This is a genomic window from candidate division TA06 bacterium B3_TA06, from assembly GCA_005223075.1.
Classification (GTDB): Bacteria; Hydrothermota; Tepidihabitantia; order B3-TA06; family B3-TA06; genus B3-TA06.
The window spans coordinates 270,275-287,491 of sequence record NJBO01000001.1 but is presented as its reverse complement, the minus strand read 5'-3'; the positions used below and the strand labels follow the sequence as shown (position 1 = coordinate 287,491).

The following is a 17,217-nucleotide window of genomic DNA, read 5'->3' as shown; positions in this document are numbered from 1 at the left end:
AAGATGCAAGGAAGCTGAAAGTTACTTCCCCTCCCTCGATGGTAGGGGACTAGAGGGGATGGTGAGTCACCCCCACCTTTATCCTCCCCCATCAAGGGGGAGGGGATACAAGGAGGAAGAAAATGAAATCAGCTAGACAAGGGGCCTAAGCTCATTGTCCGATCCCCCTTCCCCCGCCAACTCTGCGAGTTGCCGACCCCTTCCACTAGGGAAGGGGAACTTGCGACGATTGAGGTTTCCCCCTCCACGGTGGACAGTGTGCCCCTTGGGGTGCTAACTTTACTGCACCCCATAGGGTAGGGGGATAAAGGGGGAGGGGATTCACCCCGAAAAACCCTCAAAAATACCCCAAAAAATGCGCCGAATGCCATTCAAACCTGACGAGTTGGTGCCAAGTTTTAGCAAAAATCGTGCCGCGAAAAGTGCGCTCCCCGGCTTGAAAAAGTGTAAGGGCCGGTTTCAAAACCGGCCCCTTCATTTATTGTAAGTTAATGATTTCAGGTGGCTTAGTCGTTCTCCAGCGTCGAGAGGTCGCCGACCTCCTCGCCCCACTCCTGGGCGCGCAGGACCCGGCGCATTATCTTGCCGGAGCGGGTCTTTGGCAGCGAGGAAACGAACTCGATTTCCTGCGGCATGGCCAGGGGCGAGAGCCTCTTGCGGATGAAGTTCATGATATTGAGCTCGAGGTCGTCTGATGGTTCGAATCCGGGCTTTAAGGCCACGAACGCCTTGACAACCTCCATGTTGACCTCATCCGGCTTGCCTACCGCCGCGGACTCTGCTACCGCAGGATGCTCTAAGAGCGCCGACTCGATCTCGAAAGGTCCAACCAGATGTCCACCTGTATTGATGACATCATCGTCTCTACCAACGAACCAGAAGTAGCCATCCTTATCTATTGACGCCCGGTCGCCGCAGATGTACCAGCCCTTGTCGAACTTGGATCTGTAGGTCTCGGGATTCCTCCAGTATTGGCGGAACATGGATGGCCAGCCCGGTCTTAAGGCGATAAGCCCGACCTTGCCCGGTTCGGTGATCGGTTCGTGGGTCTTTAAATCCAGCACGGTCGCTGTGATGCCGGGGAATGGCCTGCCCATGGACCCGGGTTTTATCTCCATCCCAGGGTAATTTGAGATGACGATCGAGCCGGTTTCGGTCTGCCAGAAGTTATCGTTGAAGGGCAGGCCGTAGGCTTGCCGAGACCAGTGCACCGCCTCCGCGTTTAGGGGTTCACCCACACTCGCCAGATACCTCAACGAAGAGAGGTCGTATTTCTTAACGATCTCTTCCCCTTGCTTCATGAGCATGCGGATCGCGGTGGGGGCGGAGTACCACACGGTCACCTTGTGGTCGGCAATAAACTTGTACCAGCGGTCAGGAATAAAGCCTGCATCAAGCACCACCTGGGTTATACCTAAAGACCAGGGGCCGATGATGCCGTATGAGGTTCCGGTGACCCAGCCCGGATCGGCGGTGCACCAGTAGATGTCCGAGTCATTTAAATCAAGCACCCAGCGCGTGGTAATAGCCTGGGCGAAGATTGCAGAGTGCACGTGCAACGCTCCCTTTGGCTGACCTGTGGTGCCCGAGGTGTAGTGTAAGAGGGATGGGGTTTCCAGATCGGCTGCAAAGCTTTCAAACTCTTCAACCGGTTCCGCCTTCTCCAGTTCGAAGACTATCTCACCGGGGACTTTCTTCTTTGGCTCGCCGTCAACGATGATTACATGTTTAAGTGCAGGCAGATCGGCCTTTATCTTACGAACCTTGGATACGTGTTTGCGGGTCGTGAGGACTGCCTTGGTCTCGGCGTTGGCAAGACGGGTTATAAGAGATTCAGGGCCGAAGGCGGAGAACAGGGGTTGGGCTATGGCACCGATCTTGAGGATTCCCAGTAGTGAGATGTAGAGATCCGGGATCCGGTCCATAAATATACATACCCGGTCGCCTTTCTCGATACCTGAATCCTTCAGGAACTTGGCGTAGGTGTTGGAGAGTACCCGGATGTCATTAAACGTATATTTCTTTACGGTGCCGTCGGAGCCTTCCCAGATAAGGGCTAATTTGTCCGCCTTACCCTGATCACAGATGCGGTCTGAACAGTAGTAGCCTATGTTTAAGAAATCGCCTTCCTTGTATCCCAGGTGTTCTTGTGCCTCGGCCCAGTCGAAGGCTTTGTAGCGTTCCTCGTAGTTGCCGATGTTGCTCATGATCCTCCTTAAAAGGGTCCAAATCACTTAATCGCTTCAAATTCAATCCTTACACTCCTCCCCCTTGATGGGGGTGTAGAAAGGTGACAGTTCGGGGATAGAAGACATCAAACGGCCTCGACTTCTGCAAGAATATCGCGTGTCACGTATCGTTTGAATTCATCTACGTTATCAAATGGCTTGTATCCAGCTTGACTAACCGCTTTCAGAGTTTTTTTATCTTCATCGATGAGCAAAGCCACCGGCTCACTCAATCCTTCCTGAAGTCCATCTGACCACCCAAGATCGATAACGGCATTCAACTCGCCAGTCGCTTCATCAATTAGTTCGATGTCGAATTCACCACCAGGCAAGCCTTTGCTCTTGACCCACTCGTTAACTTCACGGAGTAGTGCTTCTTCGTCTGTCTCGGCTACGGGAACTTCAATTTTCGTGAGTTCTTTGATTTCAGCCTCGGGCATTTTCCCTCCTGCAAGATTATCCAGGAAATCATTTGCCGCTTTTGCAAGCAACTCACGTCTTGCCTCCAAGAAATCAAGATATCTATCCATCTTCCACAATGAGCGATTCATCGGTATCCAATGAGACTCAACCAGCCCTGGTTCCTTCTCTGCATAGCGTTCCAGATATACATCTGGCAGCTCATCGGAGATTAGTATATTTGTATCTTTGGTGAGGAACGTGAAATTTGCCAGAGCGTTCACCTCAGGTCTTTTATATCCCGCATCGTAGAGTTGCGACTTTGGGAATATGTGGTGCAATTCCAAGTTGCTTTGAACCCCCAACATGTGCTGGGTCAGCTCAAGCCCAGACTCGAAATCCTTCGTGTGCCACAAACGAGTCAGCATGTAAAGCAATGGATAAAAGCGTGTGCCCCTACTCCAACCTCGAAAGTCATCTGGTTTAATCTCTAGATCACCCCGTGTATTACGAAGGTTAGTAACCAAATTATCTATCCCTTGGTCAATATCCTGTATCGCTCTGAGGTCCTGGTTGAGCACCGATTCAGTTGATCCGGAATAACGACCCCATAGGAAGGTGTGCACATACCAGTGCAGTAGCCGATCCCTTTCCTTGTGATCGGATAATCTACCTCCCCGCTGGTGCAGATAATGTACGAGTAGAGGAAGAGAATAGCGACTGCCTAATACCCGATCGTGATCTAACCCCAGACGGGACGAGATAAGATTTAGACAGTAATCGGTATACTTCTCTGCCTTTTTTAGTCCCTCCTGAAACTCATCAACCGTAACGTTTTTCAAGGCACTGAACAATGCTTCACCGGTAGTGATTGTATTGATTGAACGAAGGAATAATTCCAGTTTGAAATCGAAACCGTAGTCTTGCCACTTCTTGAGTCGTTTCTTCATTTCCTGACGTGCCTCGGGCCAATTAGCGCAAATTCTCGCAAGGGCAAGATCACCTTTGGAGAGCTTCGTTCCTCCGCTGTTCACTTGATTGAATATATCTACTACTACGTCAACGGATTTGTCATCCCCGGTGACATGCTCTACATGGAGTTCTCGTCCCTGGATGTCATTAATTGCATTTAACCTCTCGATGTAGGCAGCCTGTTTATCTACTAGCTCCTGATCTTTTAGAACCTTTTGCAGTGCTGGGCCTAAACCATTTGGTTGCAGCAACTCAGTTACGTTAATCCACAGGGGGTTGTCTTTCATCTTGAGAGGTGCAAAAAATTCGAAGACTTCACTTTCGAGATTAAAGTACAAGCCAGTGAAGACCGTGGCATTCCCGTCGAAGAATTTAGGTGGTTCACCTCTGATAATTCCGTATAGTGTTGTCACGCGTTGTTGGCCATCCAGTAGTAGTTGAATTGTATCAGCAGTTGCTTTGCCGTCACCGCGAATCTTTGTCTTTTCTTTTTTTGTTACCCATATCAGCAGGCTGCCGATGGGATGCTTCCTGTAGAGCGACCACATCAACCCACGAACCTGGTCGCGGTTCCATACGTACCCGCGTTGAAACTCAGGTAACGCTATATTTCCATTGTCAATTAAGTCTAATGCGGTGCTGACTTTCATTACTCCTCCTGTTCTGTCGATTTACTTAACAATATCAGATCATTCCATCAGTCTGCCGCTGGCATGTCCTTTTTCTCAGCCAGACGTTCCCTGGCCGCCTTCAGCTCACCATGATCCGGGAAAAGCACGATCTTTGCCGCCAACCTGGGCTCTGCTAGAAGCATCTCGAAACCCTTCTCGTACGCCTCGAGCGCCATCACGTGAGTGATCACTGGAGAGATGTCAAGCCTTTTGCCTGCGAGCAGTCCACGCATCCTGTACCATGTGTCGAATACCTTGCGGCCGTTGATGCCGTGGATCTGAGCGCCCTTGAACACAATCCAGTTGTTGTAATCTACGGGCACCGCTGCCTCGGTTGTTATGCCGAATGCAGTCAGGCGTCCCCCCTTACGCAGATGGGTGAACGCCTCGGTGATGGGAACCTCACCACCCACCATCTCAAGGGAGATATCCACCCCGTAGCCATCGGTCTGCTCCAATATGAATTGATGACGCTCCTCCATGGTCGATTTCTTTATATCAAGGATATAGTCCGCACCCATCTTTTTTGCTATATCCATATTGAAATCAGAATAACCTACAAGGATGATCTTCGCCACGCCGCACGCTCTGGCGACACCGGTTGCAAAAAGTGCCGTTGGGCCGTCGCCCACGATAACCATGCTCTTGCCTGCAACGTCTGCATCCTCACCCAACACAGCGTATACCCCGTTGCCTAACGGTTCCTGCACGCTTGCAAACTCCGGCGGTATCGAGCGGTCGTTTACCCAGCAGACCCTTTCAGGGACCATCACGTACTCGGCGAACACCCCGTCGCGGTCAACGCCAAGTATCTGCATGTGTTCGCCTATATGACGCTGGCCCAAGAGTGAGGTAAGATCACCCGGATCGTAGATGTGGGTCTCCGAGGAGATATAATCGCCTTTCTTTATACTACGCACCGACGCTCCGACCTCGACTACCTCGCCTGCAACCTCGTGCCCAAGGATCTGGGGTAGACGTTTTTCGCCTATCCTGCGCTGCGCCCAGGGGTTCCATTCGTAGATATGAACGTCGGTGCCGCAGATCGAGGTGGCCTGGACCCTTATTAGCACCTCATCCGGCTTAAGAGTGGGCACATCAACGTCGGCAAGCTCGGCACCGCCTTTCTCAGGCTTAACCTTAACGACCGCTTTCATCTTTGCCACAGTATCTCCATGGTTTCAAAAATCTTTGCTATCTTACCGAAAGAGACCGCAGATGTCAAGGTTACGGTTTAAATGTAGGGGCACGGCATGCCGTGCCCCTACAACTATCGGATGAAGATGACCTTTTGGGTGAGTGATGATTGAGAGGTTTTGATGCGGTAGAAGTAGGCGCCTTGGGATAAGGGATGTCCGTTATCGTCTGTACCATCCCATTGGATCGAGTGGGTACCAGAAGCCTGATGGGAATCAACCAGGGTTCTGACCCGCCTGCCGGTGGCGTCCCAGACGGTAAGGGTTACTTGACCATCCGCGGGAAGAGTGTAGTTAATTTGTGTTGAGTTCGAGAAGAGACCAGGAGAGGAGACCGAGACGATTTCCGGTGCCGATTCTTCATGAATGGCGACAGGGATGTAGTCCAGTGCCGCTACGGGATCAATCATTCCCCAGCCGTAAACCTTGTCGTAGCCGGATGTGCCGAGATCACGGGCTGTGGTGTAGATGGCATCCTTTACGTTATCTACCCCGGTAATCCCGTGGCTGATCAAAAGTGCTGCCAGCCCGGACACGTGTGGTGCAGCCATCGAGGTGCCCTGCCAGAAATGATAAGCAAACTCATCCACCTCGGCTAGCTTGCCATGATATGGGTCTGCGAACTCCAAGTAGGTGCACTGAAGCACACCGTCAGGGTAGCCATCGCTGTTCTTATCCTCATAGGTGGCACCTCCGGGTGCTGAGATGTCGAGGCCTGTTCCGTATTGTGAATAGTAGGCGCGTTTGTCGTTGTAGTTTGTGGCGGCGACCGCTATGCACTCCTCGAAGCGGGCAGGATAGCTGAGTATGCCGGCAGAGCTGTTGCCTGCGGAGGCGACAATGACCACCCCTTTGTTCTGGGCGTAGATGATGGCGTCGTGTTCGATTTCTGAGGACTGGCCCGGAGCTCCGCCGAGGCTGAGGTTGATCACGTCGGCTCCGTGATCTGCGGCCCACGTGATTCCATCCGCAATCCAGAAGTCGTATCCTGAGCCGGTGTAATTCATTACTTGGACCGGCATAAGCTTGCAGTCCGGCGCCATACCGGCGGTGCCGATCCCGTTGTTGGTGGCCTGCGCCACTGTGCTGGCTACGTGAGTACCGTGCCCCCACTGATCGTTTGGATGCTCGTCATCGTGGACGATGTCATATCCAGCAACAAACTGTGAAGCGGTGAAATCCGGGGCCATGTGGTAGTAGTCGTCGCTGGAGGTAACCTCACCTGCTTCATATTCAGGGATAGGATAGTCCTCGTAGGCGATTCCGGTATCCACGATAGCGACTATCACACTGGAAGAACCCCGCTCCACGTCCCACGCGGCTGGCATGTTGATGTGATCTCGATCAAAGTGCCACTGCCGTGGGAAAAGTGGATCATTTGGGGTCCAGAGGACCCGGCGGATAGCTACCGGTTGGGCGTAGAGAACGTCGGGGCGCGACTCGTAGTAGCTGAGTGCATCTCGAATGTCCGCTTCATCCGGGATGGTGAGCTGGATGGCGTTGAGTTGTTCGATCCTGCGAACCTCTACCGCTCCCGTGACAGCCAGTGCGGATTGTATCCCGTCGAGATCCACGCCATCGGCAAAGCGGACGGTGATATACCCCTGTGCGTACAGCTCAGGGTCCTCAAGGTTGACAGTCGAGTGGTCAGTACCCGCGATCAATACAGCAGGTATTATGGCCAGAATTAACACTGAGGCTGTGAGATATTTCAAGCTTGCTCCTTTGTTCGTTCGGATTAGATACTAGTTCAAAAAGGCCTGCTGTCAAGCTGTTCCTGTATCCTAAGGAGGTAAGGTGTGTTACGGGTGTGTTACGGGTTACGGGTTACCGGACAAGCACCACCTTTTGTGTGAGTGTGGAGTGGTCGGTTTCAATCCTTGAGAAATAGACCCCAGCCGGCAGTAAACAGCCTGCATTATCCGCGCCATCCCATTCGACCGAGTGGTTGCCGCCAGCCTGATTGGCATCGATCAGGATACGCACGCATCGCCCACTGGCATCCCAGATGCTGACGGTTACTCGAGAGGCTTGCGGCAGCGCGTAGCTGATCGCGGTTGATGCAGAGAAGGGGTTTGGATTACATATAAAACCAAAACTCGGCTTAGGAATTAATTCTTCCTCGATGCCGGCGTCGTTGGTGATTATTGCTCGTATGAAGTAGGTATACGAGTCTTCAAAATTAGTCCACCATCCATTGCTCCTGGTATACTCCCAGCTTCTTCCGTTATTTGGCCAGTCGGCACCTAAAAATGTGGTAGCGATGGTAGTATCCAGGGACTCGAAACCTGTATAGAAATCTCCCCGTACCCAGATGTCGTACGGTTCAAGATCAACATAATACCATTTATTGTGTTCGGGGGCAATCTCGAGGTACTCAAGGAGATCGTCACCGGGATAACCCGAATGATCATCAAAGATTCTTACTTCAAAGGGAGACCCGGCTATATAGAGGTAATAGACAGCGGTTTTGATTTTCCATTTCCCCTCTGGAGGGGTAAACCTAACCGCGAATATGTTACCCATATACGCTGGAGCGACTCCACACTCAGCATCGCCGTCATCGTAGATTAGCTCTCTCTTCTCCGGCAGGGGGATTCCCATAGCGACGTTTTGCAGGAGAAGAAATGCTACTCCTGCTATTATCAGCAGAAGACGTTTTTTGAACATACTTCCTCCTTGGTGATTGGCTGACATCGAATAATAACATCTAACCGTTGCCTGTCAAGTTGCTAAGTGAAAGGTGAGGTGTAAAATTACCTATGGCTTCCGTTCATCGTCTGCGCCGCAGAGGGGTGGAGTTTCTGCCCTGGGGTGTGGCCGAGGCGAGGATGATTGATAAGCTGCTTGATCCCCAACCCGGTGAAAAGCTATTGGAGGTAGGTTGCTCTTCAGGTTACCGAATCGAAGGCTACGCTGGAAAAGGGGTTGAACTCTGGGGGGTGGACGCCGATCATGAGGCGATCGAGGTGGGTAAGCAGAGAGGATCTCCAGTTAACTTGATCGAAGCCGATGCAGGCAATTTGCCTTTCGCGGATGGTTTCTTTGATAAGGTGCTGTGCGTCCACCTCCTTGAGCATCTTCCAGATCCTGTGAGAGCGATAGGGGAGATGAGTCGCGTTCTGAGATGCGAAGGAACGGCTGTCATCGTCGTACCCTGCGAGCGCATCCGGGGCGACACCACGTTCGCCGGATGGCTGAGATTTCAGAACCTCCACCTTCACCGCTTTAGCCCTCCTCAGATTACCTCCTTGCTGTTACCTCACTTCTTTATAGAAAAGGCACTCTTCCATACACTTATCCCGGGCCAATTCAAAAAGATGCCTCTGGATCGTACCCCGCTCCTCTACTACCTCTCGCTTGCCATGTTGTTTAAGGTGAGAAGGTTTTAAACCACAGATTACGCAGATTGACGCAGATTTTCTATCTTTTATTGAGTTTAGTAGGGGCGAGGCATGCCTCGCCCCTACTATTTAGGACAGGAGCAGCCCTAGAATCTCCTCTGTGGCAGATAGATCAGGGTAAAGCCAGTCCGGATTGTGTCTGGACAGTTCCTCAGCGCCAATCCATCCGCTTGAGACGGCCAACATACGGATGCCGTACGCTTTAGCGGCGGTTATGTCGTTTGGCGAGTCACCAACCAGGATTACCCTCTCCTTTGGGATTTGCTCCCCTGCTTCCCTCTCACCTCGTTTATGGGCAAACTCACACATCCGGGCACGGTCGGTGGTCTCGTCCCCGAACGCGCCGAAGCTGAAATATCCGGTAAGCGAGCCTCTATCGAGCTTTACCGCGGCACCCACCTGACAGTTGCCGGTGACAAGACCCAGTAGTGCCCCTTGCCCTTGAAGCTTTTCCAGTATCTGGGGGACTCCGGGGCAGAGGATGAACTTCTCCCAGGTTGAAAGTTTCTCCCTGACTATCCGACCGTATGTCTCAATCAGTTTTGGGAAACGCCGGTTGATTTCTTCTTCGGTGAAGCCTTCCTGCCCCATCAGATCATGCACAACCCCCAGGTCGGTTGCGCCTATGAACGATACCTCGGCTATCCCCCCGCGTGTGCTAAAAATCTCTTCTAAAGCATCGCCCATCGCCTCCCTAACGATCCCACCGGCCTTGAGCAGGGTGCCGTCAATGTCAAAGAGGATGATTCTCATGAGCTTAGGCGGCAAGGATAATGGGAATAGCGGAGAAGTCAAGATTATCACCCCATGAATCTGCTGCGCAGCTTCACGGGGACCCCGAGATGAGGGCTTTATCTTTTAAGCCAACTTAAAGGCAACAACGCGGTTGTTGCACTCCAGATCACCCTCCCCCTACCCCCTACCCTATGAGTGCACCAGGCACTCAAGGGGCACACTGTCCCGTTAAGGGAGTGGGATTATTTACCCTCACCCTTAATCCCTCTCCCCAAGTGGAGAGGGACTACACTCCTCGCCCCTTGGGAGACGAAGTGCCACCGTCTGGCAGGAGGCAGAGGTGAGGGAATATTCATTAACAGTAGGGGCCGACCTCAGCGTGCCCTTTTGGGTATCAGGTCGGCCCGCAAATATAAGCGAACCTAAAGGTTCGCACTACAAGCTATTTACCCCACAAAGCCGCTCCGCGCCTTTGTGGGGACCCCGATACCGCGTTCCTTCGCTTGTGATGGAGAAATTATCCGGGGTCCCCGCGTGGCTCTTATCTTTGGCGGCAAGCGAAACTGTAATACAGGAGCCCTCAAATTACCTATTCGGGGTCCCCGAAAGAAGGCGAAGCATTCTTTTGGGGTAAATAGTGCATACACACGAGCGAGCCGCAATCCTCGCCGATCTTCTCGGCTACGACTTCGCATTTTATCTTGAGAAGCAAGAACGCCTCCTGCGGCCCGTCTATAAAACTCTCGAAGTTCGCGTGTCCCTTGGCAATCACCACGTCAGCGTCGCGCATAAGTTGCCTTACTTCGGGATTAAGCGTCTCCCAGTTTATGCCCAGATCGTTTGTGCCGGTGCTTGTTACCTTCTCTGTGGAAAATCCTAACTCTATCATTTCTCTTGTGGTTACGTCGTTGAGGATGGGAGATTCCTTGGCTACGAATATCGTCTGCGGCACACCCAGAATCTCGGCACACAGGCTGTCAAGAAGCACCTCGCCTGCGTTATCCACAACGTAGACCATACTCTGGGCCTCCTCCACCTTTCTCAGGAGTTCAGGGCTGTCATCGCGTTCAAAGGTCGCATTCTCCAAGAACTCCTTTATCTCACCTGTATCTATGTGCTCTATTGTACCCAGATCGATGATATTGCCTAGGGATGCGGCGAGCAAAGCCGTCCGTTTAGGATTATCCGATCGCTTTACCATTCTCCTCACAAGCGGCAGAATGTCCGCCACTTCCCGGTTGTGCCGGGCCTTTTCCTCTTTGTAAGGATCGGCTCCATCGCGATAGATCATCTCCAAGAGCCGAGTGGAGTATATGTTGGGCGGCAGGCTGAGGGGGATATTCGCCACTTCCTTCCTCGCTCTGGCAATCAAGGCATCGAACTCGTCGGCGGGCAGGTGGAGGGCTTTTGCGCTGCGCTCAAGCTGGCGCACTAAACACGGGATGCAGCGAGGATCGGATTTCATGTCTTTAAGGGCTTGCGCTCCGCCGCCGGGAAGAGCACGTTGTTTAGAATCAACCTGTATCCTGGCGAGTGCCGGTAAATCTCAAGCTCGGTAGGTGGATCGCCTATCCGGTGTGCATAATCCTCGGGGTCGTGCCCGCCAAGGAAGGTAAACGTCCCCTCACCGCGGTTGCCGTGGATGTACTTTACCTCCTCCGTTCCCTTAACTTCGCCCAGTACCAGCACGTCTCGTTTAATGAGAGTGCGGTTGAAGCCGGTGTTCTGGCCCAAAAACTCCTTGCAAAGTGCGGTGTGGTCTTGCACAAGCATGCAAGGTACCGGATCGAACTTGGCAGAGAAGTCAAACAGCGCGAACACCGCTTCCTGGCCTCGGACCACCGCACCCTCGCTTACGTCGATATCGGAGTGCTCGTACCGGTAGGGATCGGTCACCAACTGGAAGTTTTCAAACGCAAAGGTCTTCGAGTAGTTGAGCTTTTTCTGGCAGTTCTTGTCCATCGGGGTGCCGTCAAAGATCTGGTGCACCACATCCGTAGCTTCAGCCGCCAGGGCGATGTCATAGGTGTCGGTTGCCGAGCACATGGCAAACAGGAACCCCCCTTCGAGAACGTAGCGCTTGATCGCCTTTGCCACCGCCAGCTTCAGTTCGGGAACCCCCTCAAACCTCAACTTCTTTGCGGTCGCCTCGTTGAGCCTCACCTGTTCCTTGTACCAATCGGCGTTGTGGTAGTTATAGTAGAACTTACCGTACTGACCGGTAAAGTCCTCGTGGTGCAGGTGCACCCAGTCGTAATCCGCAAGCTTTCCTGCCAGCACCTGGGGGTCCCACAGCACATCGTATGGAATCTCCGCGTACTCCAAAGCCAGCCTGACCGCGTCATCCCACGGATCGGCGGTAGGGGGGGCGTAAACCGCGACCTTGGGTGCCTTCTCTAAAAGAACCGCGTTCATGTTGCTTTCCTCGATGGTAGCCCGGATCGCCGCCTCTGCACCGATGTCTACCTCCACGAGCCTGACCCCTGCAAGAAGACACTCCTTTGCACTTTCCTTCGAACTCTCCACAAGGAACGAACCGCCCCGGTAATTCAGGAGCCACTCGACCTTCTCCCCGCGCGCCAGCGCATGATAGGCTATACCGTAGGCTTTCAGGTGATTGGTCTGGGATAAATCCATAGGGATCAGAAGCTTGCCTGAGATCGCCAGCATCAAGATAAACCTCATGGCTTTATCCTTGTTCCGGTCTCTCCTACTATCCCTCTGATCAGGTTGGGCGGATCGGTTATAAGCACGTTACTGCCGCCCGCCTCAAGGAAGCTTATCGCGGCCTCGATCTTCGGTCCCATGCTGCCTTGTGGGAATTGCCCGGCTGCCATGAGCCTTTTTGCCTCCCCTACGCTCAGGCGATCGAGCGGGCGCTGGGTCGGTTTGCCGAAGTCGGTGTAGACGTGCTCCACCGGGGCAATAATCGCGAGAAGCTCCGCCTCAAGGCCGGTTACAAGAAGCGAGGATGCGTGATCCTTGTCAATAACTGCGGCCACTCCTTTAAGCTTATCTCCTTCTTTAACTACCGGTATCCCGCCTCCGCCGACGGTGACCACCGACACCCCAGCTTCCATAAGTTGTTTGATAACAGGTAGTTCCACAATCTCGCGAGGCTTTGGCGAGGCAACCACCCTGCGCCACCCGCGGCCTCGGTCCTCCTTCATCCGCCACCCCAGGCGGATGGACAGCTCGTTGGCCTCCTCGATTTTGTATGCAGGCCCTACGAACTTGGTCGGGTTGCGGAACGCAGGGTCGGCTCTATCCACCACCACCTGGGTCACCACTGCGGCTATCTCGTTTTTCGTGTTGTTGGTTGCAAGTGCGTTGCGCACCGCCTGGGCGATGAGGTATCCGAGCGAGCCCTGGGTCGAGGCGTTGGCCGCGTCCAGCGGTATCTGGGGAATCTCGCGCTGCGTCTCGTGCGCCATGTGAGAGATCAACAGCAGATCACCCACCTGCGGGCCGTTGCCGTGGGTTATGGCCACGCGCCAGCCCTCGGCCATGAGCTGTGCAATCTGGCGGGCGGTCTCCTCCACCACCTCGCGCTGATCCTCGAACGACGCGAACCTTGCGTCCTTTTTTACCAGCGCGTTCCCGCCCAGCGCTATTACCGCACTGCGTTCCACCCTGAATTGTATTGATTAGACGCGTGGGGTCAATATACCCTGCTCGAACGCAGCGATGAATGATGTGGAACGGACTCACGTGCCCCGGTCGGGTGCTCCTGTCCGTTTACATAATATGCACAGGCTGGAGAGCCTGTGCCACATTAACCCCTTCCCCTTTATCCCCTCCCACCAGGGGAGGGGATTTTTTATGCTCCTTTTCTCCTTCGGAGAAAAGATCGCAGGAATGGAAGGCCGCCTACCTGTTTGTCATCGCGAGCGACCGCAGGGAGCGCGGCGATCTCATATGTCTTCCGTGTCAGCGCCTATGGTCTATACCCTCTCCCTTCGGGAGAGGGTAAGGGTGAGGGAGTAAGTGCGGGCCGACCTCAAGGTCGGCCCCTACGAACTCGTGTAGGACAGGCTCTCCAGCCTGTCCCTGGGATCGCTCCTCGCAATGACGGAGGGCGTGTTACGGGTGGGCTTGACAAAGTGTCGTTAATATGTATTGTTTTTTACTATGAGGAACTGGGCGCTTCTTGTTACCCTTTTCGCGATCCCGCTGGTGGGGCAGGTGGAGGAATCCCTGCGCGCCGAGATTGACTCGTTGAGGGTGGAGCTTAAAGAAACCCAGGCACAACTTGAAAGAACCCAAGAGCGTTTCGACTCCCTAGTTCAATTTAACACTCCCATTGATTTGGGCGAAAGACTCACTCGTGCCTATGAAGCAGGGGCAAGGAATACAACCATTATCATTAGCGTAGTGGCTGGTGTTGTTGGAATCTTAGGCGTTTTGGCGGCTGCATTGGGTTTTGCGAGGGTGGGGAAAGTAAGGGATATGTTGGAGAAGGCCAGAGACGAAATTGATAAGTCAAGAGGCGAGTTACACAAAGCCAGAGAGGAAAGATTTAAGGCGGCAGAGGAAAGGGGGAAGACGGAAGAATTCACGAAGAAAACCGAAGAGTGCGCCTCTAGAGCGGAAGAGTATCTTGCAAAAATAGAAGAAACAATGAAGAGACTTGATGAAGTTGAGTCCAAGGTTGGTACATTGGAAGATAAGATAACCCCGGAGATTCTCCTTGGTGAGCTGGAACTTGGGAAAAAGAACTATGAGGAAGCTTTAAAGCACTTTGAGAAAGCAATAGAAAAGGAACCAGAAAATGCCTATGCGTGGTTCCAGAAGGGCTATTGTTTAGGCGAGCTTGGCCGCTATGAGGAAGAGTTGAAAGCCTACGAGGAGGCGATAAGGCTGAGGCCTGACTATGCTAAAGCCTACGGCAACAAAGGGGTAGCTTTAAGTAACCTTGGCCGCTACGATGAGGCGTTGAAGGTCTACGATGAGGTGATAAGGCTGAAGCCTGACGATGCTAAAGCCTACGGCAATCGAGCCAGTGCTTTGGGTAATTGGGGTGCTAAGCTGCTTGAAGCTGGTGAGAGTGAGGAAGCGATGGAGAAGTTTAAGAAGGCCAAGGAAAGCGCAGAAAAGGCGGTTGAGTTCTCTAAAGGTAAAATAGGTTACTACAATCTTGCTTGTGCCCAGGCCAGGTTGGGTGAATATGATGGAGCTTTAGAGAGTTTAAAGGAGTGGAAAGAAAAAACAGAGGATTTTGATCCAGCTCACGCTTGGCAAGACCCCGACCTTGCACCGTTGCAAAAGCCGCCTTACCGCAAGAGGTTTATAGAAATCGTCGGCCCGCCGCCGGAGGGATTAGAAAAGCCAAAGGCGAAGCGGAAGGCTAAACCTAAATCCACTAAGCCCAAGAAAAAGTGACAATGCTCCTTTCGTCGGAGGACGACGCTTGCGACCCGACAGGGTAAAGATCGCAAGAAAGCGGCCTCTGGCCGCTTCGGGGTCCCCGCACGAGTGTGCAGCAATCGTGTGGGGTGATGAAATACCCGCTTGACTCACCTGTATCCCCAAGTATAGTGTGAATAGAAAAGGAGGAAGTATGCGTAGCGTGGCAATCTTTGCATTAACCCTAACCCTCGGAGTCAACATGACTTACGCGGGGAGACTCAAGGGCTTCAACCCGAAAGAGGCCCAGCCCGAACTTAGCTATCGGCTGGCAGAGGCCGAATTTACGAAGATCGACAGCATCGGTTTCGTCCTGCAGCCTACGGGCTACAAGACCATCTACGACGTCTACTCCGACTACACCGAGTCGCCACAAACCCCGATGTTCATCTCAGCCGACCTTTGCTTCCATACCCTTCACCTTATGGTAGACTACACCGTGCGCATAATGGAGATCGAAGAACTTCTTCCCAAACTTGAGCAGCTCACCGCCGGCATGCTCCAGAAGGCTCATAAGGATTGGAAGAGGGCTTCGGGTGGTCTAAAGGAAGCGGTTCAGGCGGAGTATATCTACTTCGCGGTCGGAGCCCGGCTGCTTGGTCAGGAGGTTGAGCTCCCCAAGGATATCGAAAAGTTCGTCGCAAAGGAGCTTGCCAGAATCGAGGCGCACAAGGGCATTCAGGAGATCGCCTTCCTTCCCGGGGTTAAGGAGGATTACTCGCAGTACGTCCCGCGCGGGCATTACACCCGATCCGATGATTTCCGCCGCTACTTCAAGGCCATGATGTGGTACGGGAGGCTGCCGTTGCACGTTCCCAAGGAGGGAAGCGACCCCGTGCTTCCTTTGCAAACGGCACTCCTCCTCTCCATGCATCTTGAGGGCGATGTCAATCTAACCCAGCTCTGGGAGGAGATCTACGAGCCGACCGCGTTCTTCTTCGGTGCGGCAGAGGATATAACACCCGGGCTTTTGCTGGAAGAGGCGCGGGAGTTCTTCGGCAAAGAGGTAGTTGCCGATATAATCGAAGACGAGATAAGAATGCGGGAATTCGCAGCTTACCTCCACAAGAACATCAAGCCTAAGATACTCTCGGAGATGGCCGCATTCTATCCCGGCCAGGAACCCATCGAGGTGCCTTTATCGGTGCGGTTCATGCCCCAGCGGTTCGTGCCGGACTCCTACATCTTCACCGAGCTTGTCGCAGACAGGGTGACGACCTACCAGGGCAGCAGAGACCCCAGGCCCTTCACCTGGGGGATGACCCAGCTGGGCCCGATGCGCGTTTTCCCCAGAGGCCTTGACGTGATGGCGGTGCTCCGCTGGACAGAGGCTTTGAAGATTCTCAAAGACGAGGGCGATACGGAATACACGGGCTACGATGAGCAGTTCGAGAAGATGGTCCGCTGGTATGCGTCGCTTTCGGCAGCAGAGCGGCGCTCCTCGGTTTACTACCGCTGGTTCGAGCTTTTTGCAGCCTACAAACAGTCGGATGCCCCTGCGAAGGCCGATGAAGAGGCCTGGGATCGCAAGAAGCTTACGACCGCGCTTGCGTCGTGGGCCGAGCTTCGCCACGATGCGATCCTCTATGCCAAGCAGAGCTACACCGCTCTTGGCATGGCGGCTCCGCCCGGCGACGAAGAGACCCCGCCGCCGCCCTTGCACCTTGCGGTGGTTGAGCAAGCTTCCAAGCTTTACGCTCAGATGGCCTCCTGCGCACGGACAATCGCCGAGTTCTCTGCAAACGAAGATCATGATAATCCAATCAGGGATACCTACCTTTCTTTTGCAGAGACGCTTAATAGGCTGGATACCCTGGCCCGCAAGCAGGCCTATGGTGAAGCTTTGACTGCGGATGAACACGAGTGGCTGTGGAACGTTGCGGGACGCCTTTCCTACATGCCTCGCAGGTTGGGTGAGGTTGTCACAGGCGAGGCGGACGAACGCATGGCGCTTGTTGCCGACGTGCACACCGACGTAAACACAAGCCAGGTGCTCCAGGAAGCTTCAGGCGATCCGGCGCGGTTATACGTGTTGGTGGAGATAGGAGGCAAACTATACGTGGCACAGGGTGGAACATACACCTACTACGAGTTCAAGCAGCCGATGGCAGATAGACTGACCGATGAGGCGTGGCAGGAGATGCTGGGTCGAGGCCAAGCCCCGGCCAAGCCTAGCTGGACGAACGCGCTCTTCGGACGTTAAGGT

At 53.5% G+C, this 17,217-nt stretch carries 12 protein-coding genes; 3 read left to right on the top strand and 9 right to left on the bottom strand.

The window, feature by feature from the left end:
- Window positions 1–506 precede the first annotated feature (506 nt).
- From CEE36_01380 to CEE36_01360, 5 genes are all read right to left on the bottom strand, one after another.
- Entirely contained in the window at window positions 507–2,207 is a 1,701-nt protein-coding gene (locus CEE36_01380) for an acetate--CoA ligase (protein ID TKJ44421.1), read from the bottom strand.
- Between the two features lie 107 nt (window positions 2,208–2,314).
- On the bottom strand, window positions 2,315–4,249 hold the full coding sequence (locus CEE36_01375; GenBank protein ID TKJ44420.1) for a hypothetical protein: 1,935 nt from the start codon (window positions 4,247–4,249) through the stop codon (window positions 2,315–2,317).
- Window positions 4,250–4,296: 47 nt separating this feature from the next.
- On the bottom strand, window positions 4,297–5,436 hold the full coding sequence (gene tdh / locus CEE36_01370; GenBank protein TKJ44419.1) for an L-threonine 3-dehydrogenase: 1,140 nt from the start codon (window positions 5,434–5,436) through the stop codon (window positions 4,297–4,299).
- A 104-nt stretch (window positions 5,437–5,540) separates the two neighbouring features.
- Window positions 5,541–7,181, bottom strand: a complete 1,641-nt coding sequence (locus CEE36_01365) for a hypothetical protein (GenBank protein ID TKJ44418.1) — start codon at window positions 7,179–7,181, stop codon at window positions 5,541–5,543.
- A 112-nt stretch (window positions 7,182–7,293) separates the two neighbouring features.
- Window positions 7,294–8,163, bottom strand: a complete 870-nt coding sequence (locus CEE36_01360; GenBank protein ID TKJ44417.1) for a hypothetical protein — start codon at window positions 8,161–8,163, stop codon at window positions 7,294–7,296.
- Window positions 8,164–8,297: 134 nt separating this feature from the next.
- Here CEE36_01360 and CEE36_01355 point away from each other — a divergent pair, with 134 nt between their 5' ends.
- On the top strand, window positions 8,298–8,858 hold the full coding sequence (locus CEE36_01355; protein TKJ44458.1) for a hypothetical protein: 561 nt from the start codon (window positions 8,298–8,300) through the stop codon (window positions 8,856–8,858).
- 81 nt (window positions 8,859–8,939) lie between these two features.
- Here CEE36_01355 and CEE36_01350 read toward each other — a convergent pair whose 3' ends face one another.
- The 4 genes from CEE36_01350 to arcC all read right to left on the bottom strand — a co-directional run bounded on the left by CEE36_01350 (window position 8,940) and on the right by arcC (window position 13,237).
- Window positions 8,940–9,623, bottom strand: coding sequence for a hypothetical protein (locus tag CEE36_01350; protein TKJ44416.1), 684 nt, complete (start codon window positions 9,621–9,623; stop codon window positions 8,940–8,942).
- A 571-nt stretch (window positions 9,624–10,194) separates the two neighbouring features.
- Window positions 10,195–11,070: a hypothetical protein gene (locus CEE36_01345; GenBank protein TKJ44415.1), complete on the bottom strand. Its 876-nt coding sequence runs from the start codon at window positions 11,068–11,070 to the stop codon at window positions 10,195–10,197.
- Entirely contained in the window at window positions 11,067–12,290 is a 1,224-nt protein-coding gene (locus CEE36_01340; protein ID TKJ44414.1) for an asparagine synthetase B, read from the bottom strand. The genes CEE36_01345 and CEE36_01340 overlap by 4 nt, the downstream gene beginning before the upstream one ends.
- A complete protein-coding gene (arcC, locus tag CEE36_01335) occupies window positions 12,287–13,237 on the bottom strand; it encodes a carbamate kinase (protein ID TKJ44413.1) in 951 nt (316 codons plus the stop codon). The genes CEE36_01340 and arcC overlap by 4 nt, the downstream gene beginning before the upstream one ends.
- 499 nt (window positions 13,238–13,736) lie before the next feature.
- Between arcC and CEE36_01330 the strand changes: the two genes are divergently transcribed.
- Both CEE36_01330 and CEE36_01325 read left to right on the top strand, forming a co-directional pair.
- Window positions 13,737–14,987, top strand: coding sequence for a hypothetical protein (locus CEE36_01330; GenBank protein TKJ44412.1), 1,251 nt, complete (start codon window positions 13,737–13,739; stop codon window positions 14,985–14,987).
- 178 nt (window positions 14,988–15,165) lie between these two features.
- Window positions 15,166–17,214 (top strand): hypothetical protein, encoded by a 2,049-nt coding sequence (locus tag CEE36_01325; GenBank protein TKJ44411.1) that lies wholly within the window; start codon window positions 15,166–15,168, stop codon window positions 17,212–17,214.
- The last annotated feature ends 3 nt before the right edge of the window (window positions 17,215–17,217 follow it).